Origin of the sequence: Wenzhouxiangella marina (assembly GCF_001187785.1) — a bacterium.
In the GTDB taxonomy this organism is placed as follows: Bacteria; Pseudomonadota; Gammaproteobacteria; order Xanthomonadales; family Wenzhouxiangellaceae; genus Wenzhouxiangella; species Wenzhouxiangella marina.
This window is the reverse complement of the sequence record NZ_CP012154.1, coordinates 3,652,799-3,675,202: the sequence shown is the minus strand read 5'-3', so window position 1 is coordinate 3,675,202 and position 22,404 is coordinate 3,652,799. Positions and strand designations below refer to the sequence as shown.

Below are 22,404 nucleotides of genomic sequence, written 5' to 3'. Positions count from 1 at the left end.
TTGACGTCTTTTGTTGGGGTTTTGTACCTGTAGGCCCCGCGCAGCACCGGAGCGTCGAAGGCACAGGCCAGAGCCGGCTCCGAACAGACTTCATCTTTGCAAGGTAGACCAAGGTCATGAAACGTACTTTCCAGCCCAGCCGCATCAAGCGCGTCCGCACGCATGGTTTCCGCGCCCGCATGGCCACCGCTTCCGGCCGCGCCGTGATCAACGCCCGTCGCGCCAAGGGCCGCAAGCGTCTGGCAGCCACCAACAACCGGTAACGCCCGAGCGTGCTCGCTCGGCTGAACCTGCCGCGTTCGGCCCGCCTGCTCAAGGGGGCCGAATTCAAGGCGGTGTTCGACCGCCGGCGAGCCACCGCCAACGAGCTGTTCCGGATTCATTACGCTGACGCAGACCATGCCCGCCTGGGCATGGCCGTGTCGAGGCGGGTGAGCCCACGAGCCGTCGTGCGCAATCGCATCCGCCGTCAGATTCGGGAAAGCTTTCGGCTCCGGCGACTCCATCTTGCCCCCATGCATTACGTGGTTCTGGCGAAACCCGCTGCTGCCCAGGCCAATCAGGCAGAATTGCGACTGGCGCTGGACCAGCTCTGGCAGCGCTTCAACGGATAGACCAATATGAATACCCGCGCGTTTTTCCTGCTTCTCCTGGCCATGCTCGGCTTCTTCATCTATCTGGAGTGGCAGAAGGACTACGCTGCGCCGCAGAGGCCGGCGTCCGATCCGGTCAACGGCAGCTTCATCGATGCGGATCCCGTGCCGAACAGCGCTGATGCCAATGGTGCCGATCTCCCTGCATTGCCCGACATCGCCGACAGCGAAGCGGCGCCCGCGGGTGATGTGCCAGCGATGCCGAGCGAAGCGCCCGCCATGCAGGCCAGCCGACGCGTCAGCATCAGCACCGACGTGTTCACCGTCGATCTGGATGCCAACGGTGGCACCCTGGTCGATCTTCGCCTGAAGCACTACCCGGTCGAGGTCGATCAGCCGGACACGCCCTTCGTGCTGCTGAAGGAAGCCCTGCCGGACCTGTTCGTTGCCCAGGCGGGCCTGCTCAGCCGAGATTCAGCGGCGCCGAACCATCGCAGCCGCTGGGAATACGAACAGGATGCCTATGAGCTGATGGATGGGCAGGACGTGCTCGAAGTGCCCCTGACCTGGCGCGACGGCAACGGCCTGGAGGTCGTAGCCACCTGGATCTTCCACCGGAATGACTACGTCATCGATCTGGAAATGACGGTTCGGAATGGCGGTTCCGAGGTCTGGCGCGGTGCCCGCTACGTGCAGCTGCAGCGCACGGCGCCGGACTACAGCGACGCGGGCTTCGCCTTCACCAACCCCGAGCGCTTCAGCTACACCGGCTCGGCCATCTACTCGCCCGAAGAGAAGATGACCAAGCGGGGTTTCGATGAAATCCGCGAGTCCGAATACGCCGCGACGATCACCGGTGGTTGGGCGGCGATGATCCAGCATTACTTCCTGGCCGCCTGGATTCCGCCCGAAGGGCAGGCGCACCAGTACACGACTCGCTACGTGGACAACCAGCGCCTCCCGCGCTACGTCGTGGCGGCGACCTCACCGCAGGTCACGATCGAACCGGGCGCGGAGTACAGCTTCAATGCCCGACTCTATGCCGGGCCGAAGCTGCAGAACCGCCTGGACGAAATCGCCGAAGGCCTGAAGCTGTCGGTCGATTACCGCTGGTTCCGCGTCATCTCCCAACCCCTGTTCTGGGCTCTGGACAAGATCCACATCGTCATCGGCCACTGGGGCTGGTCGATCGTGGTCCTGACCCTGCTGATCAAGCTGCTGTTCTACAAGCTGACCGAAGCGCAGTTCCGATCGATGGGCAAGCTGCGCAAGCTGCAGCCGCGCATCCAGGCCCTGAAGGAACGCTATGGCGACGACCGCCAGAAGTTCGGCCAGGCGATGATGGAGATCTACAAGACCGAGAAGGTCAACCCGCTCGGCGGCTGTCTGCCGATCCTGGTGCAGATTCCGATCTTCATCTCGCTCTACTGGGTGCTGCTGGAGTCGGTCGAGCTGCGTCAGACCTCCTTCCTGTGGGTGCCTGATCTGAGTCGCCCGGATCCGCTGTTCATCCTGCCGATCCTGAACGGTGCCTTCATGATCATCACCCAGCGCCTGATGCCGACGGCCGGCATGGACCCGATGCAGCGCAAGATCATGATGTGGCTGCCGGTGATCTTCGCGGTGATGTTCGCCCTGTTCCCGGCGGGCCTGGTCCTCTACTGGGCCACCAATGCCGGCGTGTCCCTGGCGCAGCAGTGGCACATCCTGCGCCGCCTCGATCAGGAGTCGGCGCGCGGTCGATGAGTCCGTGCGGAGACGGCAAGGAATCAGGGGCGGCCTCGGTCGCCCCTTTTTCTTGTCGCTGACCGGCGTTCTATTCCACACGACCGCGATGGCACAATGCCGAACGTGAGTGCTTCGAACGACACCATCTGCGCCATCGCCACGCCCCCGGGGCGCGGCGGCGTGGGCGTGATCCGGATTTCCGGCCCCGACGCCTTCGAGCTGGCCAGGCGTCTGAGCGCCCGAGCGCCCGAAGCGCGGCGGTTCTTCCTGGCCGATCTGCGCGACGATCAGGGTGAGGTCATCGACCAGGCCCTGGTGCTCGGCTTTCGCGGGCCCGCCTCCTTCACCGGTGAAGACGTGGTCGAACTGCAGACCCATGGCTCGCCGGTCGTCCTGGAGATGCTGCTCGAACGTCTCGTTCGCCTGGGTGCCCGTCGCGCCCGACCGGGCGAGTTCTCCGAGCGGGCCTATCTGAACGACCGCATGGATCTGGCCCAGGCCGAGGCGATCGCCGATCTGATCGCCGCCGGCACGGCCCAGGCGGCGCGGGCCGCCAGCCGCAGTCTGGAAGGGGTGTTCTCGAGGCTGGTCGATGCCCTGCATCATGACCTCGTCGAGCTGCGGGTCTGGGTGGAAGCCGCGCTCGATTTCCCCGACGAAGACGTCGATTTCCTGGCCGACGGACAGGTCGCCGCCCGACTCGATGCATTGCGAACTCGCCTCGACGAGCTGATCGAGCAGGCTCGCGCGGGTCGGTTGCTGAACGACGGCCTTCGCGTGGCCATCATCGGTAAACCCAACGCCGGCAAGTCGAGCCTGCTCAATGCCATGACGCGTCGTGATTCGGCCATCGTCACCGACATTCCCGGGACCACCCGCGATGTGCTGCGGGAAACGATCGAGCTCGGCGGCTTGCCCGTTACCCTCGCGGATACGGCGGGCCTGCGCGACACCGAGGATCGAGTGGAGATCGAAGGCGTGCGTCGTGCCGAGCGGGAAATGCATGCCGCCGATCTGCTCTTCTGGGTGGTGGATATCGAGGACGAAGCCGCCCATCTGCCTCCCGGCCTGCCGCCGGAACTGCCGTTCATCCGGATCAACAACAAGATCGATCGAGTGGGTCGTGAACCGAGGCGCGAGGGACGAAGCGTCGATCTTTCAGCGCTCGAGGGCCGCGGTCTGGACCTGCTCGAACAGGCGGTTCGCGAGGTGCTCGGGCTGCAGTCGGACGGTGGCGGGGAGTTTTCCGCCCGCCAGCGCCACATCGATGCCCTGGTGAAGGCGCGCGAACCGCTGGACCGCGGCGCTCGGGAACTCGCGGCCACCGGCTCCGGGGAGTTGTTGGCCGAAGAACTGCGCATGGCCGCCGAGGCACTCGCCGAAATCACCGGCCGAATGAGCTCCGATGAACTCCTCGGCCACATCTTCTCCAGCTTCTGCATCGGCAAATAGCACTCTCCGGGCCATTTGCGGCGTCGGCGCGGCCAGCCCTATACTCGAATCCGGGCTGGTCAACTGAATGAACAGGGAGCACGTATGCACACGATTCGGCACATCCTGGCCAACAAGGGCGGGGACATCTGGTCGGTCAAACCCGAAGACACGGTCTTCGATGCCATCCGCATGATGGCGCTCAAGGGCGTCGGCGCCCTGGTGGTCCTCGATGGTGATGCGCTGCACGGCATGGTCTCCGAGCGCGACTACGCCCGCAAGGTCATCCTCGACGGTCGTTCCTCACGTGAAACCCGAGTCCGTGAAATCTGCTCCTCCCCTGCGGTGACGATCTCACCCAAGGCCACGGCGGACGAGGGACTGGCCCTGATGACCAGAAAACGCTTCCGCCATCTGCCGGTGGTCGAAAAGGGCGAGCTGCTGGGCGTGGTCTCGATCGGGGATCTGGTCACCGCCGTGATCGGGGATCAGCAGGTTTTGATCGAGCAGTTGGAGCGGTACGTTAGCGGGTGATTTTTTTCGGGCTGGCGCCCGGGTTTTTTAGCTCGCAGGCTGCGCCTGCATTGCCAAGGGCCGCAAGCTGCGCTTGCCCCGCTGCGCGGGAAGTCAAAGGCTTTCGCCCACACGTGCGGTCGGTGACGCTCAAGGGCTTTTTGCGCTGCGCGCAAGCCGCCCCATCGCTTACACCTGCACTTCGCTTGCTGGGCGAGTTTCTTTTGGCAGACGAACCAAAAGAAACCAAAAGTTCTGACGCCCATGAAGTCGCCGGGCTTCGCCCGGTCCCCTGCGATGCTCGGTCCGAGCGGGAAGTTCCTTAACTCCCTCCGCTGCGCTGCGGTCAGACAGCGGAACTTCTTTATCCGCTCGGCCCTGCGCTTCTCGGCGACTCCAACGGCTAAGGCAAGATCAAAACCAAAACAGTTCAGAGCATCACGTGCGGACAGTTACGCTCAAGGACTTCTTGCGCTTCGCGCAAACTGTCCATTCGCTTTCATCTGCACTTTGCTCGCTCCAGCAGTCGGGCCGAGCGGAGCAATGGCCCGTCCCAGCCTTTCCCTGCCCTCGGTGGCGCCGAGCATCGCAGGACGGGGCGGGAAAAGCGCCGCCGCGATGTCTGAGCGTAGGGAACGAAGTGACCGAAGCGAGTTCGGCGGCGCCCGCCACGGCCGAGAAGCACAGGGGACCCAGCGCGGCTTCTTGCGCTGGGCGACACCGCGGGCAACAGTCCTTTTGGTTCCTTTTGGGACGACAGCCAAAAGGAACCCGGCCCCGAAGGGGACGGAACGTCTTTGACTTTGAATTTCCCGCAAAGCGGGGCAAGCGTCAGCTTGCTAAGCAAACCCAGCCGCCAGGCGTCACCATCTCCATTTGATGGGAGATTGTTACAATGGAAACCAATTCTTGATTCAGCTGGAGAAACTCGCATGGGTTTGCTGGTGGATGGTGAGTGGAAGGACGAGTGGTACGACACCGAGTCGACCGGCGGGCGCTTCGAGCGGTCCAAGGCGGCGTTTCGGAACTGGGTGACGGCCGATGGGTCGGCGGGGCCCACGGGTGAAGGCGGGTTCAAGGCCGAGCCGGGTCGTTATCACCTGTACGTGGCACTGGCCTGCCCGTGGGCGCATCGGACCCTGATCTTCCGCAAGCTGAAAGGTCTGGAGTCGATGATTTCCCTGTCGGTGGTCAATCCGATCATGCGCGAGCATGGCTGGACCTTCCGGCCCGGCTACAAGGTGCAGCCGGACCCGCACTTCAACGCCGAGTTCATGCACCAGATCTACACCCGGGCCATGTCGGATTACAGCGGCCGGGTCACGGTGCCGGTGCTGTGGGACAAGCAGCGCGAGACGATCGTCAGCAACGAATCGGCCGACATCATCCGGATGTTCAATTCCGCCTTCGACGGGGTGGGGGCGAAGTCAGGCGACTACTATCCCGCCGACCTGCGGGAGTCGATCGACGAGATCAACGCCCTGGTCTACGATCAGGTCAACAACGGGGTCTACAAGTCGGGCTTCGCGACGACTCAGGACGCCTACGAAGAAGCCGTCATTCCCCTGTTCGAAACCCTCGATCAGCTCGAGGAACGCCTCTCCGAGCAGCGCTACCTCTGCGGCGATCGACTGACGGAAGCCGACTGGCGCCTGTTCACCACCCTGATCCGCTTCGACGCGGTCTATGTCGGCCACTTCAAATGCAATCTGCGCCGGATCGACGACTACCCGAACCTGTCCAATTACCTGCGCGACCTGTTCCAGGTGCCGGGTGTCAGCGAGACGGTCGAGATGCGGGCGATCAAGCTGCACTACTACGGCAGCCACGACACGATCAATCCGCACTACATCGTTCCCCTGGGCCCGGCGCTGGATTTCCATCGCAAGCACGATCGCGATCGCTTCGGGAGCTGATCTCCAGGCAAGCTGCTATCCTGCCGAACAGTGGCCGACTTTCGTCGGCCCCATCCATGGGAGGAATCGATGACGCTCTGTCCTTATGCCCTGGCCGCAGGCTGTAAACGCTGTCCTGTCTTTGCCGTCTGTCCACTCAAGTCCGTGATCGGTGATCACCCCGGCAAGGCCAAGCCGGTTCAGGACGAGGAGGCGGGTTCCGACTCCGACGGCTGAGGAGCGGCGGACTCGCTCGCGGTTTCTGCTTCGCTCGGGAAGGCGAGGCGGTCGGTTGCCCGCCGCGAGCCGCCGACCTGGGTGGCCGGCCGACCACGATGGGCCGGTCGCGTCGAGACCAGCGCCTGCAGGAACAGCGGCAGGACGATCATGCCGGTGCCGATCCAGAACAGGGCATCCGGCAGTTCCCCGAACCACAACCAACCGACGAGCACGGCCCAGAGGATACCGGTGTATTCCGAGGCCGTGACCTGATTGGCATCGACCTGGCGGTAGGCCAGGATGATCGTGGCGTTGTAGGCCAGGATGAACAGGGCCGAACCGAAGGCCGGGCGCACCGAGTCCAGATCCAGCGGCGCCCCTTCGACGATGGCCAGAAGCAGCGCCGCCGGGACCGCCAGCAGATAGTTGAGCAGCAGGCTGTGTACCACCGTCTGACCCTTCGGCAGTTTGCGAACCAGCAGCGCGTTGACGGCCAGGGCAACGGCCAGACCCAGGGCAACCAGGCCCGCGGCAGACAGTTCGGTCGGGCGCAGGATCACCAGCACACCACCCATCCCGCTGAGCACGGCCAGGCCACCGGTCCAGCTCAGGCGCTCGCCGAAGAACAGCACGGCCAGCACCACGACCAGCACCGGTGCAACGTAGAAGATGGCATTGGCGGTGGCCAGGGGCAGGGCGCCGAGGGCGAAGACCATGCAGACCACGCCCGCAAGCCCGACATGCGCCCGAACGAGGTGGACCCGAGTGCCGGCCCAGAAACGGTTGCGATCCACGAGCGACAGGAAGGGCAGCAACAGGAGCAGGGTGAAGAGCAGGCGAATCGCCACGAACTGGAAGATCGCCAACTCCCCGCTGGCCTGTTTGATCAGAGCATCGGAAACGATCGCCATCAGATTGCCGATGATCAGCAAGGCGATGGCGCTGTGAACGGTGCGGCCGGACATGGGGCAACTCCTGCACGAAGACTCGATAGGTCTGGAGTCTGAAGCCAGCTATTCATTATGTAAAATGATCAAATATCGATAGATATGAGAAATTTTCATAATGAAGCTGCCGCCTCTTAAAACGCTTCCGGTGTTCGAAGCCGTGGCCCGGACCCTGAGCTTTTCCGCCGCGGCGGAGGAATTGCACGTCACCCAGTCGGCGGTGTCCCACCGGATTCGGCAGCTCGAGGATGACCTCGGTGAAAGCCTGTTCGATCGCCATGGCCGCCGGGTGGCCCTGACCGAAGAGGGCGAGCGCTATCTGGAGGCGATCGCACCCGCCCTGGCCCAGATCGAGCGCGCCAGCCAGCAGTTGCGAGGCCAATCGGACACCCGGCTGCGCCTGGCCGTGCCGAGCTCCCTGGCCGTGCGTTGGCTGATTCCGAGACTGCCGCATCTGCAGCGCCGCCACCCCGATCTGGATCTGACCCTGGAAATGCTGGCCGACATGCCGGTGATGTCCGAGCGCCTGGCCGATGCCTTCATCACGATTCGCTACCGCCAACGCGGCTACGTGTCGACCCCGCTCTATGTGGAGCGACTGTTCGCCGTCTGCTCGCGTCAGTACTGGATGCAGATGCGGGAATCCCTGGAAGACGCCGGTCTGAGGGAAAAGGGCAGTGGCCGTTCGATCCGGCCCGAGTGGTTGAGCCGCTTCACCCTGCTGTCGGCCGCCAGCGTCTTCGAAAAACCAGGCGAGGACTGGCGCCGCTGGTTTCAGGCCGCCGAGACGGAGATGCCGCCGACGGCCCGAGTCCAGCAGTTCTCCCACATGCTGCTTGCCCAGGAGGCGGCACGCCACCATCAGGGCATTGCCCTGTCCAACGACTACATGCTCGATACGGCCAGTGATCCCGAACTGGTCAGGCTTCGAACGCATGAATTCAGGACCGGTGACGAATTCCACTTTGCCTGCAAGCAATCGCGGGCCAAGGAACCGGGAATCCTGCATCTGTCTCGCTGGCTGGAACGGCAGGCCGAGGCCTCGGGTTGGCGCTGAAGTCCGTCAATTGCAGCCGTTTCAGCGGATGCTAAGCTAATGGCTGCGTGGTGGGGACAGGGAGGACCACATGGATCAGGACGAAGCGCAATCGGCTCGGCTGACCGGCTGGCGCGGATGGCGCGACTTCGGTCTGCTCCTCGGCTCGATCCTGCTGGCCACGATCGCCCACGCACAAGCGCTGCACCAGGGGCTGCCACCCACCCATGTCATCGAGGCCCCACTGGAGGCGACGCCGTCCTTCTATGCCGTCGCCCAGTCGCCCGAGGGCGTGTTGTTTCTCGGCGGAAGCGATGGGGTGCTGAGCTACGACGGTCGAAACTGGACCACCACCCGGATGCCGAACGGGCGCTTCGTCCGCAGCCTCAAGCACGATGGGGATCGGCGTCTCTACGTCGGCGGATACGCCCAATTCGGGTACATCGAACTCGACGCGGCGGGTGAGCCGGTCTTCACCGATCTGACCCCACCACTGGATTCGATCGTCGATGCGGACAACCTCGCCGACATCTGGAAGATGGAGGTGACGCCCGAGGGTGTGTTCTTCAGCGCCCTGTTCCATCTCTTTCGTTACCAGCCCGAAAGCGGCGAACTGGATGTCTGGCACCACCCGGGGCGACTCGGTGGCCTGATCTGGCACGAAGAGGAACTGCTGATCCAGTACCGCGGCTCGGGCCTCAGGCGCTACGAAGACGGGGACTTTCATCCGGTCCCCGGCGGCGAGCAGTTGCTCGAGCACGTGGTGGCCTTCCTGCCACTTCCCGAGGGTGGGCTGCTGACCATGGGCCGCGACGGGCTGTGGCGGCGCTTCCACCGGGGGCATCTGACCCACTGGCCGGCACCTGCCACCTTGCCGAGCCCGGAGAACTTCGATGCCCATCTTGTACTCCCGGACGGGAGCTTCGCGCTGGGTGCGCCGGACGGAACGGTCCACGTGCTGGATCCGGACACTCGCGTCCATCGTGCGTTTCGCATCGGCAGCGGTTTCGTCAGTGATCTGTCCCTGGCGGTGGACGGCGGCATCCTGGTCCAGACCGATCTGGAAACCTCCCATTTCCTATGGCCTTCATCCTGGACCCGGCTGGGACCCGAATCCGGTCTGCTGGGCAGGATTCATCGCATGCTGCCCTGGCAGGGTCAGTGGCTGGCGATCACCAATGCCGGCGTACAGCGCTTCGACGGTCGACGCTTTGAAGCGACCGGCTGGAGCAGCTTCGAAACCTGGGATTGGCTGACCCTGCCGAGCGGCCAGGGCATGCTGGCCGACTCCTACGACCTGCTCGAAATCGATCCTCGTGGCGATGCGATCAAACGAATCGAGAACCTCTACCCGAGGACCCTGCTGCCGAGCCCTGACGACGAGCAGCTGGTGTTCGTCGGCACCGAGTTGGGCCTGGCGATCGTCGATGTGGGCGAGAGCGGCTGGCGATTGCGCTTCCGGCAGGAAGGCTTCACCGGCCTGGTCGAAGAAATCCTGCCTGCCGGGCGGAGCGAACTGCTCCTGAGCGTCGTCGGCCACGGTCTCGTCCGAGCCCGATTCGACCCCGACTGGGAACGCTTGCTGGACTGGCGAGTGTTCAGCGAAGCCGAAGGGCTCAACTATGGTCCTGACCAGTCCGTTTCGATCGTGCCGGTGGGCGAACGGGCCTGGTTGCTGAGCACTGCAAGCGGTTTCTTCCAATTCGATGGATCGCGGGCCCAGCCAGCGCAGCCCGTCGGCCTGCCCGAGCCGGACCCGACCGCGACCGGCTTCAAGCTCGTTCGCTCACCACGTGGTGAACTCTGGGCGTTCCGACAGCGGGAACTCTGGCGGCAGCGCGAGGATGGCGCCTGGCTGGAGCAGGACCTGACGCCGATGGAGCCGAGCATCGTCGCCTCCCTGAGCTTCGCGGAGGACGGCCAGGTGCTGGTCGGTGACCAGGCCACGGTGCTGCAGTTCGAGCCGGACATCCAGGCCATCGAGCCGGCACCGGTCAGCGTCCGCCTGCGACAGGTGCTGCTGACCGACGCTCAGGGCGAGACACGGTTGCTGCCACTGAGCGGCCAGGGTCTGGCACTACCGCACGACATCACCAGTCTGCGCTTCGATTACGGCGTCCCCAGCTTCGGACGCGCGGAGCTGCATCGCTATCGCTCGCGCATGCACGGCTACGAAGAGGATTTTTCCGACTGGGGCCGGACCACGCGCATCACGTTCTCACAGCTCGAACCGGGCGTGAAGCGCTTCGAGGTCGAGGCCCTGGACAGTCAGGGACGGCTGTCGCGGATCGAGCCCTACGAGTTCGAGATCCTGCCGGCCTGGTACGGCACCTTGTGGGCGCGAATCCTCTGGGTGCTGCTGGGCCTGCTGCTGTTCCTGTCGATGATTCACGCCCTGATCCGCTGGCGAGTGCGTCGCTTCGAAGCCGAGAGTCGTCGCCTGAGCGAGATGGTCGAGCAGCGGACCGCCGAGCTGGCGGCGGCCAATCGAAAGCTGGAGAACATGGCCAATGTCGATGGCCTGACCGGGGTCGCCAACCGCCGTCGCCTCGACGAGTATCTGGCCGAGGCCTGGCAGCGCTGCCAGGATCGCGCCTGCGATCTGGCGGTGGTCCTGATCGACGTCGACCACTTCAAACGCTACAACGATACCCATGGCCATCAGGCAGGGGACGAAGCGCTGCGACAGGTGGCCGATCTGCTGGCCCGACATCTGCGTCGCAATGAAGACGTCGTCGCTCGCTACGGTGGTGAGGAATTCATGGTGGTGCTGCCGGCCGCCGACCGGGAACGCGCGGCCGAAGTGGCCGAGCACCTGCGCCAGGTCATCGAGTCCGGTCCGCTGGGCCTGACCGCCTCACTCGGCGTGGCCAGCGTCAAGCCCGGACCGAAGCGCAGCCTGAAGGCCCTGATCGAGCGGGCCGATCAGGCCCTGTATCGCGCCAAGGATGGCGGTCGGAATCGGGTCGAGGTGGACGAGTCCTGAGCGGCCGCGTGTCGAGCTCGTTCAGAGATCGGGCAACTCGCCCTGGCTGGCGGATTGGTCGACCTCGAACAAGCGCACGCGCTTGCCCCCGTAGAAGACCAGCTTGAACTCGGCCCGGCTGACGGGCACGTAGCGGTCGTTGCCGCCGATCTCGACCTGGGCACCATCGGTCACCGCGTAGCCCTGCTCGTCGACGCGCACCACCATGGTGGCTTTCGAGCCCGTGTGACAGATGGTCTTGAGTTCCTTCAGCTCGTCCGCCCAGGCGAGCAGGTAGCGACTGCCCTCGAAGAGCTCGCCCTGGAAATCCGTGCGCAGGCCGAAGGCCAGCACCGGGATGCGCAGGCGGTCGACGACCTCGGTGAGATCGAAGATCTGCTGGCGGGTGAAGAACTGGGACTCGTCGGTCAGCACGCAGTGGATCTGACCGCGGTCGAGCTCCGATTCGACCAGTTCGAAGAGGTCGTCCTTCGGACCCACGGCCAGGGCCGGGGACTCGATGCCCACTCGCGAACGGATCATGCCCTGGCCGGCACGGTCGTCGATGGCCGGACTCAGGAGCAGGGCGCGCATGCCGCGCTCCGTGTAGTTGTAGGCCGACTGCAGCAGGACCGTCGTCTTGCCGGCGTTCATGGTCGAGTAGTAGAAATACAGTTTGGCCATCGCCGATCTCGCGCGCTCAGCGGACCCGGTCCATGGCGATGTCGAGCCAGACCACGTCCACCTCGCCCAGGCCCTCGAGCCATTCGACGACCGTTGCGTCGACCGCATCGCAGTCCGCGCAATCCTCGCCACGGTAGAGCACGATGTAGAGATCGCCCTCGGGCAGGTCCTCCAGGCCGTAGATGCCGCCGTCGTGGGTTTCGGTGTTGGCGAGCAGGCGGTCGAGGTCGATGGTCGTGCGTTCAATGCGTGAACGCTCGACGGCCCAGTCCAGCTGGCGCTCGAAGCGGCTGCGCAGGCCGTCCATGTGGAAGACCGGCGAGCGGTCGGACAGATAGACGAACAGCTGCGGCACGCGCACGATCCAGCCCTGGCGCTGGGCCTGGGCGCGGAGGTTGCCGACGCGACGCTGATGCTGGATCTGGACGGCTTCGCGCTGGTGCAGATCGATGCGCTCGATCTCCGCCGCGTGCACCGATGGACCGGTGAAGAGCAGGGCGAATGGCAGGAAAATGAGGGCGGGAATTCGTGGCATGCTCCGAGTATATCGCCCCGCCATGCACGGCAGGGCGCGATCCGTCACCGGGCGAAATTCAATGCTCGCCGCGAGCCTGAAGGTGGATCGATTCGGCTAGAATCTCTCCCCCCATGTCCGGCCTCAACGATCAACAGCGCGCCGCTGTCACCCACCTCGACACCCCGCTGCTGGTGCTGGCCGGCGCGGGCTCGGGAAAGACACGCGTCATTACCGAGAAGATCGCCTGGATGATCGACCGCGATCACTACGGCGCCTCGGAAATCGCCGCCATCACCTTCACCAACAAGGCGGCGAAGGAAATGCGCCAGCGCGTCGGCCAGCGCATCAAGCGCAAGCGTGCCGAAGGCCTGACGATCTGTACCTTCCATTCCCTGGGCTGGCAGATCCTGCGCGCCGACCCGGAGGCCTGCGAGCGCCGGAAGGGGATGAGCATCCTCGACCAGCACGCTGCCGGCGACCTGGTGCGCGAACTGCTGCCGAGCGGGGCCAAGAACGATCTGGTCTACGCGGTGATGAACGGCATCAGCCGCTACAAGGACGCGGGCCTGGAACCGGGCCACGCCCTGGCCCAGGCCCGGGACGACAACGACGCCCGCGCCGCGGAAATCTACCGCGACTACCAGCAGCGCCTGGTCAGCCTGAACGCCGTCGACTTCGACGACCTGATCGCCTTGCCGGCGAAGCTCCTCGAAGACCCGGTGATCCGCACGCGCTGGCGCCGGCGTCTGAAATACCTGCTCGTCGATGAATACCAGGATACGAGTGCCGCTCAGTACCGACTGCTGCGCCAGCTGGTCGGGGACGTGGGCGCGATGACCGCCGTGGGCGATGACGATCAGTCGATCTACGGCTGGCGCGGCGCGCGACCGGAGAATCTTTCCGGGCTCAAGGCCGATTACCCGAACCTGCGCGTGGTCAAGCTGGAGCAGAACTACCGCTCCGCCGGCAAGATCCTGGAAGCGGCGAACGCCGTCATCGCCTGCAACCCGCACGAATTCGAGAAGAAGCTCTGGAGCCAGCATGGCCCGGGCGAGGACATCCGCGTGGTCGAATACGCCGACGACACGGATGAGTCCGAAGGCATCGCCCGCGACATCCTGACCCTGTTCCACGGCGGCCGGGCGCGCTGGGGCGAGATGGCGGTGCTGTATCGATCGAACTTCCAGGCCCGCGCCATCGAACTGCAGCTCCGTGAAAACGGCATCCCCTACGTGGTCTCGGGCGGGCCGAGCTGGTTCGACGCCCGCGAAATCCGCGACGGCCTGGCCTATCTCCGCGTGCTGGCCAACCCGGACGACAACCCGGCCTTCATGCGCGTGATCAATACGCCCCGCCGCGGCTTCGGCTCGACGGCCATGGCCAGGCTGGCCACCTACGCCGACGCCGTCGGCAAGAGCCTGTTCGAAGCGGGCCTGGATGAGTTGTTCCAGAACGAACTGCCGCAGCCGGCGGCGCGGGCATTGCGTGGATTCACCAACGTGCTGATCGACTTCAGCGATCGCCTCGAGCGCAACGGCATCGGCGAGGCCTATCGGGAGTTGCTGGATCACATCGGCTACATCGACTGGCTGATCGAACAGGACGACGACCCGAAGAAGGGCGAGCGCCGCAAGCGCAATCTGGATGACCTGGCTGGCTGGATCGAGCGTCTGGGCGAGGACTGCGATAGCACCGAGGAACTCATCGCGCGCGTTTCCCTCGCCGCCGGCCCCGACGACGACCGCAACGAAGGCGCCGACCTGGTGCGACTGATGACCCTGCACGCGGCCAAGGGCCTGGAGTTCAAGCACGTCTGGCTGGCCGGCTGCGAAGAAGGCCTGCTCCCGCACCAGCGCTCCATCGACGACGACCAGATCGAAGAGGAGCGCCGCCTGATGTACGTCGGCATCACCCGCGCCGAACGCGCCCTGACCATCAGCTACTGCCAGCGGCGAAAGCGCGGCGGCGAGATGATGTCCTGCGAGCCGAGCCGCTTCCTCGACGAGATGCCGGAAACGGTGGTCGATTGGCCGTCTCGGCATGGGGCGAAGGAAACCTCTAGTGAGGATGCGAAGGCGAACATAGCGGCGCTGAAAGCGCTTTTGGAGGGGTGACGCTCTCCGGCGTTTGATTTTTCGGGCTGGCGCCCGGGTTGGTTTGGCTCGCAGGCTGCGCCTGCATTGCTCTTCAAGCAGGCTGTCGCCTGCCCGCTTTGCGGGAAGTCAAAGTCAAAGGCTTTCGCCCCCGCTTCGCTTGCGGGGCGAGTTTCTTTTGGCAGACGAACCAAAAGAAACCAAAAGTTCTGACGGCCATGAAGCCGCCCAGCGCAAAAGGCCGCGCTGGGTCCCCTGCGATGCTCGGTCCGAGCGGGAAGTTCCTTAACTCCCTCCGCTGCGCTGCGGTCAGACAGCGGAACTTCGTTATCCGCTCGGCCCTGCGCTTCTCGGCGTCTCCAACGCCTAAGGCAAGATCAAAAGCAAAAGCAAAAGCAAAAGCACAAAAAGCATCACTTGTGGACAGTGACGCTCAAGGACTTCTTGCGCTTTGCGCAAACCGTCCATTCGCTTTCACCTGCACTTCGCTCGCTCTAGCGGGATCGGGCCGAGCGAAGCGATGGCCCGAGAAAGGTTTTCTGCCCTCGGTGGCGCCCGTCTGGACCGAGAAACGCAGGGGACCGGACGTAGTCCGGCGTCACCGCGGGCAACAGTCCTTTTGGTTCCTTTTGGGACGACTGCCAAAAGGAACCCGGCCCCGAAGGGGACGGAACGCCTTTGACTTTGATTTTCCCGCGCAGCGGGCAGGCGACAGCCTGCTTGAAGAGCAAAGCAGGCGCAGGCTGCACGCGAAAGGCAAAGCGGCGGCAGTCGCGAGACCCCGCGCAGGGAATGCGCTACCATTCCGCGAATGAAAATTCGCGCCCTTGCCATGCTCATTCTGATGAGCAGCCTCGTCGCCTGCCAGGCGACCGAACCCTACATCGAATTCAACGGCGAGCGCTTCTTCGTGGAGATCGCCGATGACGATCAGGAGCGCGCGCAGGGTCTGATGTTCCGCGACGAGATGGCGGCGGATCGGGGGATGCTGTTCATCTTCAGCCGGGAGGACTGGCGGAGCTTCTGGATGCGCAATACGCGTATTCCCCTGGACATCATCTACCTCGACGAGGACATGAAGGTGGTCAGCATTGCCGCCGATACGCCGCCCTGTCGGACGCAGCGTTGTCCGAACTACCCGAGCACCGGGCCGGCGAAGTACGTGCTCGAGCTCAACGCGGGCCAGGCGGCGCGGCTGGGGATGGGGCCGGGAGATCAGCTGAGTGTTGGCAATTTGCAGCTGCCCTAGCCCCCCCTGATTCACGACCCGTCCTACTGCGGGGCTCGACAGCATCTCGCAACGAACGGGTGGCGAATCAGGTGGCCTGAGGCGTATCCTCTCCGCTCCATTCATTGACCCGATCGATCGATGTTCACCCTCGTCCAGATTTCCGACTGCCACCTGGCCGCTGATCAGCAGGCCAGCTACCGCGGCGAGAACGCCGACCGCAATCTCAAGCGCCTGCTGCCGGGCATCGCCGCGCTCGCGCCCGATGGCCTGGTGATGAGTGGCGACCTGTCGGAAGATGCCTCGCCCGAGTCCTATGCGCGCCTGGCCGAGATCGTGAAACCGATGGCGCCGAAGCGCGCCTGGCTGCCGGGCAACCACGACGATCGAGCGGTGGCCGCCGAGGTGCTGGCCGAACCGGACTTCCTCGCCGGCCCGGTGCTGGACTGGGGCGGCTGGCAGCTGGTGCTGCTGGACTCGGCCGAGGCGGATCGCCCGGCCGGCGTGGTCAGCGATGCACGCCTGGCACCGCTGGAGCAGCTGGACGGAGAGCGCCCGGCCCTGGTCTTCATCCATCACCAGCCGTTGCCGGTCAACGCGCCCTGGATCGACAAGTACCCGTTGACGCAAGCCGAGCGATTCTGGGCGAAGATCGATTCGCAGACCGTGCGGGCGGTGGCCTTCGGCCATGTGCATCAGGCCTTCAAGGGCGAGAAGAATGGGGTGGTCTGCCTGAGCTGTCCCTCGACGGTGGCCAATTCCCAGGCCGAAACGGAACGCTTCACGCCCGACCCGACGGGTCCGAAGGCACGCTGGTATCGCTTGCACGAGGACGGGCGCTGGCAGACCGGCCTGATCAGTGCGGGGATGAACTAGTTTTTCAAGAACCTGGTTTTTTTAAGAACCGGGTTATTCAGAAGCCTCCGAACCCGTGTGGTTCGGAGGCTGAGGGTCGGGCTCGATCAGAGTTCGACCATCTCGAAGTCTTCCTTGCCCGCGCCGCAATCCGGGCAGACCCAGGATTCGGGCACGTCTTCCCACTTGGTGCCCGGCGGAATGCCGTCATCCGGCGCGCCTTCTTCTTCGTGGTAGATCCAGCCGCAGACGATGCACATCCAGCTCTTGTAGTCCTTGTCGCTCACGTTGCTTTCCCTTCTTGCCGCTGACGCGGGGTTGGATTTTTGATTTAGGGGATTGTAATGGAAGTGGGAGAGGGGGTTTGTGGGCTGGCGCCCGAGTTGTTTTGCTCGCAGGCTGCGCCTGCATGGCTTGGGTTCGCAAGCTAGCGCTTGCCCGCTTCGCGGAAAGTCAAAGGCGTTCCGCCCCGCTTCGCTGAGGGCGGGTTCCTTTTGGCAAACGATCCAAAAGGAACCAAAAGATCTGTTGCCCGCGGTGGCGTCCAGCGCAAAAAGACGCGCTGGATTCCCTGTGCTTCTCGGTCTGAGCGGGAAGTTTCTCAACTCCCTTCGTTCGCTCCGCTCTCTACGGTCAGACACACGAAACTTCTTATCCGCTCAGTCCTGCGATGCTCGGCACCACCGAGGGCAGGGTAAATCTTCTCGGAGCATTGCTTCGCTCGCTCCGGCTTGTGATCTGCTTATACCCCTCGAAACACAGGGCGGCGGGGGAGAAGATCAGACGGCTGACTTCAATTGCTTCAGGGTGTTGAGGAGGTTTTGGCGGTGGGGTTCGTTGAATTGGCTGAAGCAGGTTTCGGCCAGGTCGTTGACGGCGACGCTGGATTCGTGGAGGACGCGTTCGCCTACGGGGCTTAATGAGACGAGGCTGACGCGGGCGTCGTGGTTGCTGCTTTGCTTTTCGACCAGGCCGATCTTTTCCATCGGGTTGAGTAGGCGGGTGACGCCCGATGGGCTCAGGCCGACGCGTTCGGCCAGGTCGATGCGGCGCATGGTCCTTTCCGGCTCGGAGGCCAGGGTCTGGAGGACGAGGTAGTCGGTCCAGCCGAGGCCGTGCATGGACAAGCGGGCGTTCAGGCGTTTCTGCAGGGCGGCGCCGAGGGACATCATCGCGGCGAGCAGGCTGGCGTGGTCGGGCGAGGGCATGGAATTTCCTTGATCAGTGTTTGAGTGAGCAAGTTTATTTGCTTGTGTTTGAGCTGTCAAATAAATATGTCCACCAATGCGCCATCCCTCCGATGGGATAATGCGAGTTTCAACGACCCTATTCAGGCCAGACGCCCATGACCCTCAGCCACGATCTTTTCGCCCGCGCCCGTGTCCGCATGCCCGGCGGCGTCAACTCCCCCGTCCGCGCCTTTGCCGCCGTCGGCGGTGAGCCCGTGTTCTTCGAGCGCGCCGAGGGTGCGCACATGTTCGACGTGGACGGCAAGCGCTACATCGACTACATCGGCTCCTGGGGACCGATGATCTGTGGGCACTCCCACCCGAAGATCATCGAGGCGGTGCAGGCCGCCGTCGCCAAGGGACTGAGCTTCGGCACTCCGTCACCGGGCGAGGTGACGATGGCCGAGAAGATCTGCGAGCTGATTCCCTCCCTCGACCAGGTGCGGATGGTCAATTCCGGCACCGAGGCCGCGATGAGTGCCCTGCGTGTCGCCCGCGCCGCCACCGGCCGCGAGCGCTTCATCAAGTTCGAGGGCTGCTACCACGGACACGCGGACAGCTTTCTGGTCAAGGCCGGTTCCGGCGCCCAGACCCTGGGGGTTCCGACCTCGCCCGGCGTGCCGAAGGGCCTGGCCGAGCTGACCCTGAACGCGAAGTTCAACGACCTGGATTCCGTCGAAGCCCTGTTCAAGCAGTACCCGGACGAGATCGCCTGCGTGGCGGTGGAGCCGATCGCAGGCAACATGAACTGCATCCCGCCCGAGCCCGGCTTCCTCGAAGGCCTGCGCGAACTCTGCGACCGCTACGGCGCGGCCCTGCTGTTCGATGAAGTGATGACCGGCTTCCGCGTCCACCCGCAGGGCGCCCAGGGCCTGTACGGCATCACCCCGGACCTGACCTGCTTCGGCAAGGTGATCGGTGCCGGCATGCCGGTGGGTGCCTTCGGCGGCAAGATGGAGTACATGAAACTCGTCGCGCCCTCGGGCCCCGTCTACCAGGCCGGCACCCTGTCCGGCAACCCGGTGGCGATGGCCGCGGGCCTTGCCAACCTGGAGCTGATCGGCGAGCCCGGCTTCTACGATCGCCTCGGCGAGACCACCCGCCAGCTGGCCGAGGGCCTCCAGCGTGTGGCCGACGAGGCCGGTATCCCGATGGCCACCGTGGCCGTGGGCGGCATGTTCGGCTTCTTCTTCACCGAGCAGAACCGGGTCGTCAACTTCGACCAGGCCGCGGCCTGTGACCTGGAGCGCTTCAAGGCCTTCTTCACCGGCATGCTGGCCGAGGGCATCTACCTGGCGCCTTCGGCCTTCGAAGCCGGCTTCGTCTCCAGCGCTCACAGCCAGAGCGACGTGGACGAAACCCTGGCCGCCGCCGAGCGGGTCCTGGGGCAGATCAGCAAAGCCTGATTTGACGAAAACCGTCCGCGTCTGCGAAGATTTCAGGCGTGGGCGGTTGGCAACCGGGGGCGCGAGGCACGTTTCGCGCGATACCCAGCCCACGAGACATCGTTGGCGGGGGGCGCGCGTCTGAAAAAATCCTTTCAGTCCGATGGCGGTAGCGTGCCTGAAAACCCCCGGTCTTCAGTCCACGGGGCGCTCCCAGAAGCACTGATCGCTGAATGCCAAAAGGTCTTCGGCTACCGTCGAATCAGTCCTCATCGGCCTCGGGATCATCCAGCGGGCTGCGAGCTCCCATCGCACCACGCTCGACGATGTGCGTATAGATCATCGTCGTCCGAACGTCCGAATGCCCCAGCAGCTTCTGGATCGTGCGGATGTCGGCGCCGGCTTCGAGCAGATGGGTGGCAAAGCTGTGACGAAAGGTGTGGCAAGTGACGTGCTTGGGAATGCCGGCTTCGCGCGCCGTCCGCTTGACCGCCTTCTGAACGGTGGAATCGAGTAGATGGTAGCGCCCGATCTCGCCGGTCTGCGGATGGGCACTCAGATGGTGCGCCGGAAACACCCACTGCCAGGCCGGGTCGAAGCGAGCATGGGGGTACTTCCGATCCAGCGCCATGGGCAGCAACACGCCGCCGCGCCGGGTCTCGCGGTCGACCTGGACCCGCTCCAGCGCCATCTCCATCTGCCGCTCGAGCGGCCGCCGGCAGCGCTCCGCCAGCACCGTGACCCGATCCTTGCCACCCTTGCCGTCGCGAATGACCAGGGCGCGCCGCTTCAGATCGACGTCCTTGATGCGAAGCCGAAGCGCCTCGCTGATGCGAAGCCCGGATCCGTAGAGCAGTTGAACGATCAGATCGTGCGGCGACCGGAGCCTGGACAGAATGCTTCGCACCTCGCGCCGAGTGAGCACCACCGGCAGCCGAGGCGGCCGCTTGACCCGGACCACATCGTCCAACCAGGGCAACTCGACTTCGAGCACGTGCCGATACAGAAACAGAATCGCGGACAGAGCAAGATTCTGCGTCGACGCCGCCACGTTCCGCTTGACCGCAAGATGCGACAGATAGGCCTCGACCTCGCGCTTGCCCATCGTTTCCGGATGCCGCATCCCGTGAAAACGAATGAAGCGAACGATCCAGTGCACATACGCCTGCTCCGTCCGATACGAATAATGCCGAGTCCGAACCGCCGCCCGAACCCGATCCAGCAACTTGCTCGACACGAAATGAAACTCCCGAGAACCGAGCATCATTCCATCGCATCGAATCAGGCAGAGCAAGCGCAAAACCCCCTACGAACCCGTAGGAAATTTGCGCACTATAAGGAAAACTTCCGGTTTTCCCCAATTCGCAGTCGCGGACAAACCTTTGACCCAGCGGACATTTTCCCAAACCCGCCCCAAACCCCGCGCACTAAAATCAATTTGTCAGATAATCCACAGTTCTGACAAATTCCACCTAGTTATAGTTATTGTGACCTTTGGGTGGGAGAAGCCCGAGTCGATTTCCTACGTAGAGAAGCGCGGATTACCGATTGACTGCGGACAGCGACACGATCAAATTAACAGACATCGCTGTTCGCTCAGATAACGGAGTTAGCTGGACGAACAGCGATGTCTGTTAGTTTCGGTGGCGATCCCCAGTCGCTGCGGAGCACTTCTGGCATCCAGGGAGTAATAGTTTGCTTATGACGACCCACCCAAAGCTCAAAATAACTGCCCGCCGAAGACTGACCGAGCTGACGCTCGGCAGCTTGGCTGAATAGTTAGCTGTGTACAGATCTTTTCTCAGTCTGTGCCTGTTGGTTATTCTTCAAATCATTTCAGTTGGCTGTGCTGTACAAACCCATGGAGAACCGAGAAATGAGACTGAAGAAGCTTGGTCTTATCCAGCTGAAGCAATGGCAAGACAATCAGAATGCGTCGCAGCTTGGGAGTTTCTTCTAGACGAGTGGGAAAGTAGCGGAGGTGGAATCCTCAATTCCTTAACCCAAATTCGGGAGCAGATTCAATCAGATGATGATTCTCAGTTCTCGGCTCTTGTTCGTGAGGTATGGGCGTCCCAATCGGATGCTGTTGATGCATCTCTGTTAGGAGCTTGGCCAGTTTCTTCCGAGCGATACCGGAGATTGACAGTAGCCATCTCCGAGGTTGCGCGAGGCTTTGTTCCAGAATACTGCCGAGTACCGATCTATCTTACTAACTGGTGGTATAAGCGGATAATTGACCGTCGGCTTATTGACATGCCCCAAACCGTCGAGGACGATCCATGGCCCAAGAGCAACTGGCTTGAGTACTGGATTTTCAGTCGAGTGGAGTAGCTCCTTTAAAGAGGGCTCAATCGTGCACAACACAGCTAACAAACCGCTCAAGACATTCCGGCCCTGCGGGCCTCCATCGGACGCGCTGCGCGCGCCGCTTAGCTAGAACGTTAGGCTGCTAAAAGAGTGGAAAGAAGCCCTCGGATATTCAGAAGAGCTATGGCAAAAGCCTACTCTGTTCCAGTGGGCCTCTTCATCGTTTTTCCAATGATGGTCTTAGTTGTTCTAGGTGGTTTTGATCTGAAGCTACTGGCTGCATTCATACAGCTCCTGATGCTACTGATCACTCCCTATTATTTGGTTGGCTATTTGCTTGCTCCCTGGGCGGGTCGAAATATCGAGCACTCGGTTGCACCTGCGTTCCTTATGACATCAATTTCAGCGCTTGCGTCAATATTGGGCGTTGCGGGCTTCAATTTATTTGGGGTACCACAACTATTTGTACCTAGCTTTCTATTTCTACTGCTGTTTGCTGTGCCTATCACTTTAATCGCCGCATTGATGTTCATTGGTCAAGGCCAAGAATTCGAAAAAGCAGAAAGCGGACAGTCAGGCGAAGAGGTCTAGTGATATCCAAGCAGCCTAACAAACCGTATATGGACTCCTCCCGCAACCCGAGACTGAACGACGCATGAGGTTGGATTCGTTGCAAGCGTATATTCGGCCTCTTGTTGATCGCGGATATTCCTCGATCGGGCCATCATGAGTTCCGCGTACCGCGGGCCATTCGCTCAAAGCGGCATTGGCTATGC

At 63.2% G+C, this 22,404-nt stretch carries 19 protein-coding genes; 13 read left to right on the top strand and 6 right to left on the bottom strand.

What is annotated here, in order from left to right; all coding sequences use genetic code 11:
• Nucleotides 1-116: 116 nt before the first annotated feature.
• The 6 genes from rpmH to WM2015_RS15430 all read left to right on the top strand — a co-directional run bounded on the left by rpmH (nucleotide 117) and on the right by WM2015_RS15430 (nucleotide 6,181).
• Nucleotides 117-263 carry a 50S ribosomal protein L34 gene (gene rpmH, locus WM2015_RS15455; RefSeq protein WP_049726905.1) on the top strand — a complete coding sequence of 49 codons (147 nt, stop codon included), beginning with the start codon at nucleotides 117-119 and terminating at the stop codon, nucleotides 261-263.
• Nucleotides 264-272: 9 nt separating this feature from the next.
• Nucleotides 273-614 (top strand): ribonuclease P protein component, encoded by a 342-nt coding sequence (gene rnpA / locus WM2015_RS15450; RefSeq protein ID WP_049726904.1) that lies wholly within the window; start codon nucleotides 273-275, stop codon nucleotides 612-614.
• 6 nt (nucleotides 615-620) lie between these two features.
• Nucleotides 621-2,339 (top strand): membrane protein insertase YidC, encoded by a 1,719-nt coding sequence (yidC, locus tag WM2015_RS15445; protein WP_049726903.1) that lies wholly within the window; start codon nucleotides 621-623, stop codon nucleotides 2,337-2,339.
• A 105-nt stretch (nucleotides 2,340-2,444) separates the two neighbouring features.
• On the top strand, nucleotides 2,445-3,773 hold the full coding sequence (gene mnmE, locus WM2015_RS15440) for a tRNA uridine-5-carboxymethylaminomethyl(34) synthesis GTPase MnmE (RefSeq protein WP_156201312.1): 1,329 nt from the start codon (nucleotides 2,445-2,447) through the stop codon (nucleotides 3,771-3,773).
• Between the two features lie 84 nt (nucleotides 3,774-3,857).
• The gene (locus WM2015_RS15435) at nucleotides 3,858-4,286 is read left to right on the top strand and encodes a CBS domain-containing protein (protein ID WP_049726901.1); all 429 of its coding nucleotides are present in this window, start codon (nucleotides 3,858-3,860) and stop codon (nucleotides 4,284-4,286) included.
• A 911-nt stretch (nucleotides 4,287-5,197) separates the two neighbouring features.
• A complete protein-coding gene (locus WM2015_RS15430; protein ID WP_049726900.1) occupies nucleotides 5,198-6,181 on the top strand; it encodes a glutathione S-transferase family protein in 984 nt (327 codons plus the stop codon).
• Between the two features lie 179 nt (nucleotides 6,182-6,360).
• On the opposite strand, the gene WM2015_RS15425 is transcribed toward WM2015_RS15430, so the two are convergent.
• Nucleotides 6,361-7,344, bottom strand: coding sequence for a DMT family transporter (locus WM2015_RS15425; RefSeq protein WP_082169805.1), 984 nt, complete (start codon nucleotides 7,342-7,344; stop codon nucleotides 6,361-6,363).
• A gap of 100 nt (nucleotides 7,345-7,444) precedes the next feature.
• On the opposite strand from WM2015_RS15425, the gene WM2015_RS15420 reads away from it, so the two are divergent.
• Entirely contained in the window at nucleotides 7,445-8,383 is a 939-nt protein-coding gene (locus tag WM2015_RS15420; RefSeq protein WP_049726899.1) for a LysR family transcriptional regulator, read from the top strand.
• A 70-nt stretch (nucleotides 8,384-8,453) separates the two neighbouring features.
• The gene (locus WM2015_RS15415) at nucleotides 8,454-11,348 is read left to right on the top strand and encodes a ligand-binding sensor domain-containing diguanylate cyclase (protein WP_049726898.1); all 2,895 of its coding nucleotides are present in this window, start codon (nucleotides 8,454-8,456) and stop codon (nucleotides 11,346-11,348) included.
• A gap of 21 nt (nucleotides 11,349-11,369) precedes the next feature.
• Here the strand turns inward: WM2015_RS15415 and WM2015_RS15410 are convergent, their stop codons facing one another.
• Together WM2015_RS15410 and WM2015_RS15405 are read right to left on the bottom strand one after the other, a co-directional pair.
• Nucleotides 11,370-12,011: a thymidine kinase gene (locus WM2015_RS15410; RefSeq protein ID WP_049726897.1), complete on the bottom strand. Its 642-nt coding sequence runs from the start codon at nucleotides 12,009-12,011 to the stop codon at nucleotides 11,370-11,372.
• Between the two features lie 16 nt (nucleotides 12,012-12,027).
• On the bottom strand, nucleotides 12,028-12,546 hold the full coding sequence (locus tag WM2015_RS15405; protein ID WP_049726896.1) for a hypothetical protein: 519 nt from the start codon (nucleotides 12,544-12,546) through the stop codon (nucleotides 12,028-12,030).
• 113 nt (nucleotides 12,547-12,659) lie between these two features.
• Here WM2015_RS15405 and WM2015_RS15400 point away from each other — a divergent pair, with 113 nt between their 5' ends.
• The 3 genes from WM2015_RS15400 (at nucleotide 12,660) to WM2015_RS15390 (ending at nucleotide 16,725) form a co-directional block, all read left to right on the top strand.
• Nucleotides 12,660-14,642, top strand: a complete 1,983-nt coding sequence (locus tag WM2015_RS15400) for an ATP-dependent helicase (protein ID WP_049726895.1) — start codon at nucleotides 12,660-12,662, stop codon at nucleotides 14,640-14,642.
• 790 nt (nucleotides 14,643-15,432) lie between these two features.
• Nucleotides 15,433-15,870 (top strand): DUF192 domain-containing protein, encoded by a 438-nt coding sequence (locus WM2015_RS15395; RefSeq protein ID WP_049726894.1) that lies wholly within the window; start codon nucleotides 15,433-15,435, stop codon nucleotides 15,868-15,870.
• A gap of 120 nt (nucleotides 15,871-15,990) precedes the next feature.
• Nucleotides 15,991-16,725: a metallophosphoesterase gene (locus WM2015_RS15390; RefSeq protein WP_049726893.1), complete on the top strand. Its 735-nt coding sequence runs from the start codon at nucleotides 15,991-15,993 to the stop codon at nucleotides 16,723-16,725.
• Between the two features lie 86 nt (nucleotides 16,726-16,811).
• Here the strand turns inward: WM2015_RS15390 and WM2015_RS15385 are convergent, their stop codons facing one another.
• A complete protein-coding gene (locus WM2015_RS15385) occupies nucleotides 16,812-16,964 on the bottom strand; it encodes a rubredoxin (RefSeq protein ID WP_049727125.1) in 153 nt (50 codons plus the stop codon).
• A 519-nt stretch (nucleotides 16,965-17,483) separates the two neighbouring features.
• Nucleotides 17,484-17,912, bottom strand: coding sequence for a MarR family winged helix-turn-helix transcriptional regulator (locus tag WM2015_RS15380; protein ID WP_049726892.1), 429 nt, complete (start codon nucleotides 17,910-17,912; stop codon nucleotides 17,484-17,486).
• A gap of 137 nt (nucleotides 17,913-18,049) precedes the next feature.
• Here WM2015_RS15380 and hemL point away from each other — a divergent pair, with 137 nt between their 5' ends.
• Complete coding sequence (hemL, locus tag WM2015_RS15375) at nucleotides 18,050-19,339, top strand: glutamate-1-semialdehyde 2,1-aminomutase (protein WP_049726891.1); 1,290 nt, start codon at nucleotides 18,050-18,052, stop codon at nucleotides 19,337-19,339.
• A gap of 241 nt (nucleotides 19,340-19,580) precedes the next feature.
• Here hemL and WM2015_RS15370 read toward each other — a convergent pair whose 3' ends face one another.
• On the bottom strand, nucleotides 19,581-20,582 hold the full coding sequence (locus tag WM2015_RS15370; protein ID WP_156201384.1) for an integron integrase: 1,002 nt from the start codon (nucleotides 20,580-20,582) through the stop codon (nucleotides 19,581-19,583).
• 1,229 nt (nucleotides 20,583-21,811) lie between these two features.
• Between WM2015_RS15370 and WM2015_RS15365 the strand changes: the two genes are divergently transcribed.
• Nucleotides 21,812-22,219 (top strand): hypothetical protein, encoded by a 408-nt coding sequence (locus WM2015_RS15365; RefSeq protein ID WP_156201308.1) that lies wholly within the window; start codon nucleotides 21,812-21,814, stop codon nucleotides 22,217-22,219.
• The last annotated feature ends 185 nt before the right edge of the window (nucleotides 22,220-22,404 follow it).

Excerpts from the sequence above, each read along its gene's own strand:
- WM2015_RS15370 (WP_156201384.1), bottom strand. The coding sequence starts at position 20,582 with ATGCTCGGTTCTCGGGAGTTTCATTTCGTGTCGAGCAAGTTGCTGGAT.
- rpmH (WP_049726905.1), top strand. The coding sequence starts at position 117 with ATGAAACGTACTTTCCAGCCCAGCCGCATCAAGCGCGTCCGCACGCAT.
- yidC (WP_049726903.1), top strand. The coding sequence starts at position 621 with ATGAATACCCGCGCGTTTTTCCTGCTTCTCCTGGCCATGCTCGGCTTC.
- WM2015_RS15380 (WP_049726892.1), bottom strand. The coding sequence starts at position 17,912 with ATGCCCTCGCCCGACCACGCCAGCCTGCTCGCCGCGATGATGTCCCTC.
- WM2015_RS15390 (WP_049726893.1), top strand. The coding sequence starts at position 15,991 with ATGTTCACCCTCGTCCAGATTTCCGACTGCCACCTGGCCGCTGATCAG.
- WM2015_RS15425 (WP_082169805.1), bottom strand. The coding sequence starts at position 7,344 with ATGTCCGGCCGCACCGTTCACAGCGCCATCGCCTTGCTGATCATCGGC.
- WM2015_RS15415 (WP_049726898.1), top strand. The coding sequence starts at position 8,454 with ATGGATCAGGACGAAGCGCAATCGGCTCGGCTGACCGGCTGGCGCGGA.
- WM2015_RS15400 (WP_049726895.1), top strand. The coding sequence starts at position 12,660 with ATGTCCGGCCTCAACGATCAACAGCGCGCCGCTGTCACCCACCTCGAC.
- hemL (WP_049726891.1), top strand. The coding sequence starts at position 18,050 with ATGACCCTCAGCCACGATCTTTTCGCCCGCGCCCGTGTCCGCATGCCC.
- WM2015_RS15420 (WP_049726899.1), top strand. The coding sequence starts at position 7,445 with ATGAAGCTGCCGCCTCTTAAAACGCTTCCGGTGTTCGAAGCCGTGGCC.
- WM2015_RS15365 (WP_156201308.1), top strand. The coding sequence starts at position 21,812 with ATGGCAAAAGCCTACTCTGTTCCAGTGGGCCTCTTCATCGTTTTTCCA.
- WM2015_RS15385 (WP_049727125.1), bottom strand. The coding sequence starts at position 16,964 with ATGTGCATCGTCTGCGGCTGGATCTACCACGAAGAAGAAGGCGCGCCG.
- WM2015_RS15410 (WP_049726897.1), bottom strand. The coding sequence starts at position 12,011 with ATGGCCAAACTGTATTTCTACTACTCGACCATGAACGCCGGCAAGACG.
- WM2015_RS15395 (WP_049726894.1), top strand. The coding sequence starts at position 15,433 with ATGAAAATTCGCGCCCTTGCCATGCTCATTCTGATGAGCAGCCTCGTC.
- WM2015_RS15435 (WP_049726901.1), top strand. The coding sequence starts at position 3,858 with ATGCACACGATTCGGCACATCCTGGCCAACAAGGGCGGGGACATCTGG.
- WM2015_RS15405 (WP_049726896.1), bottom strand. The coding sequence starts at position 12,546 with ATGCCACGAATTCCCGCCCTCATTTTCCTGCCATTCGCCCTGCTCTTC.
- WM2015_RS15430 (WP_049726900.1), top strand. The coding sequence starts at position 5,198 with ATGGGTTTGCTGGTGGATGGTGAGTGGAAGGACGAGTGGTACGACACC.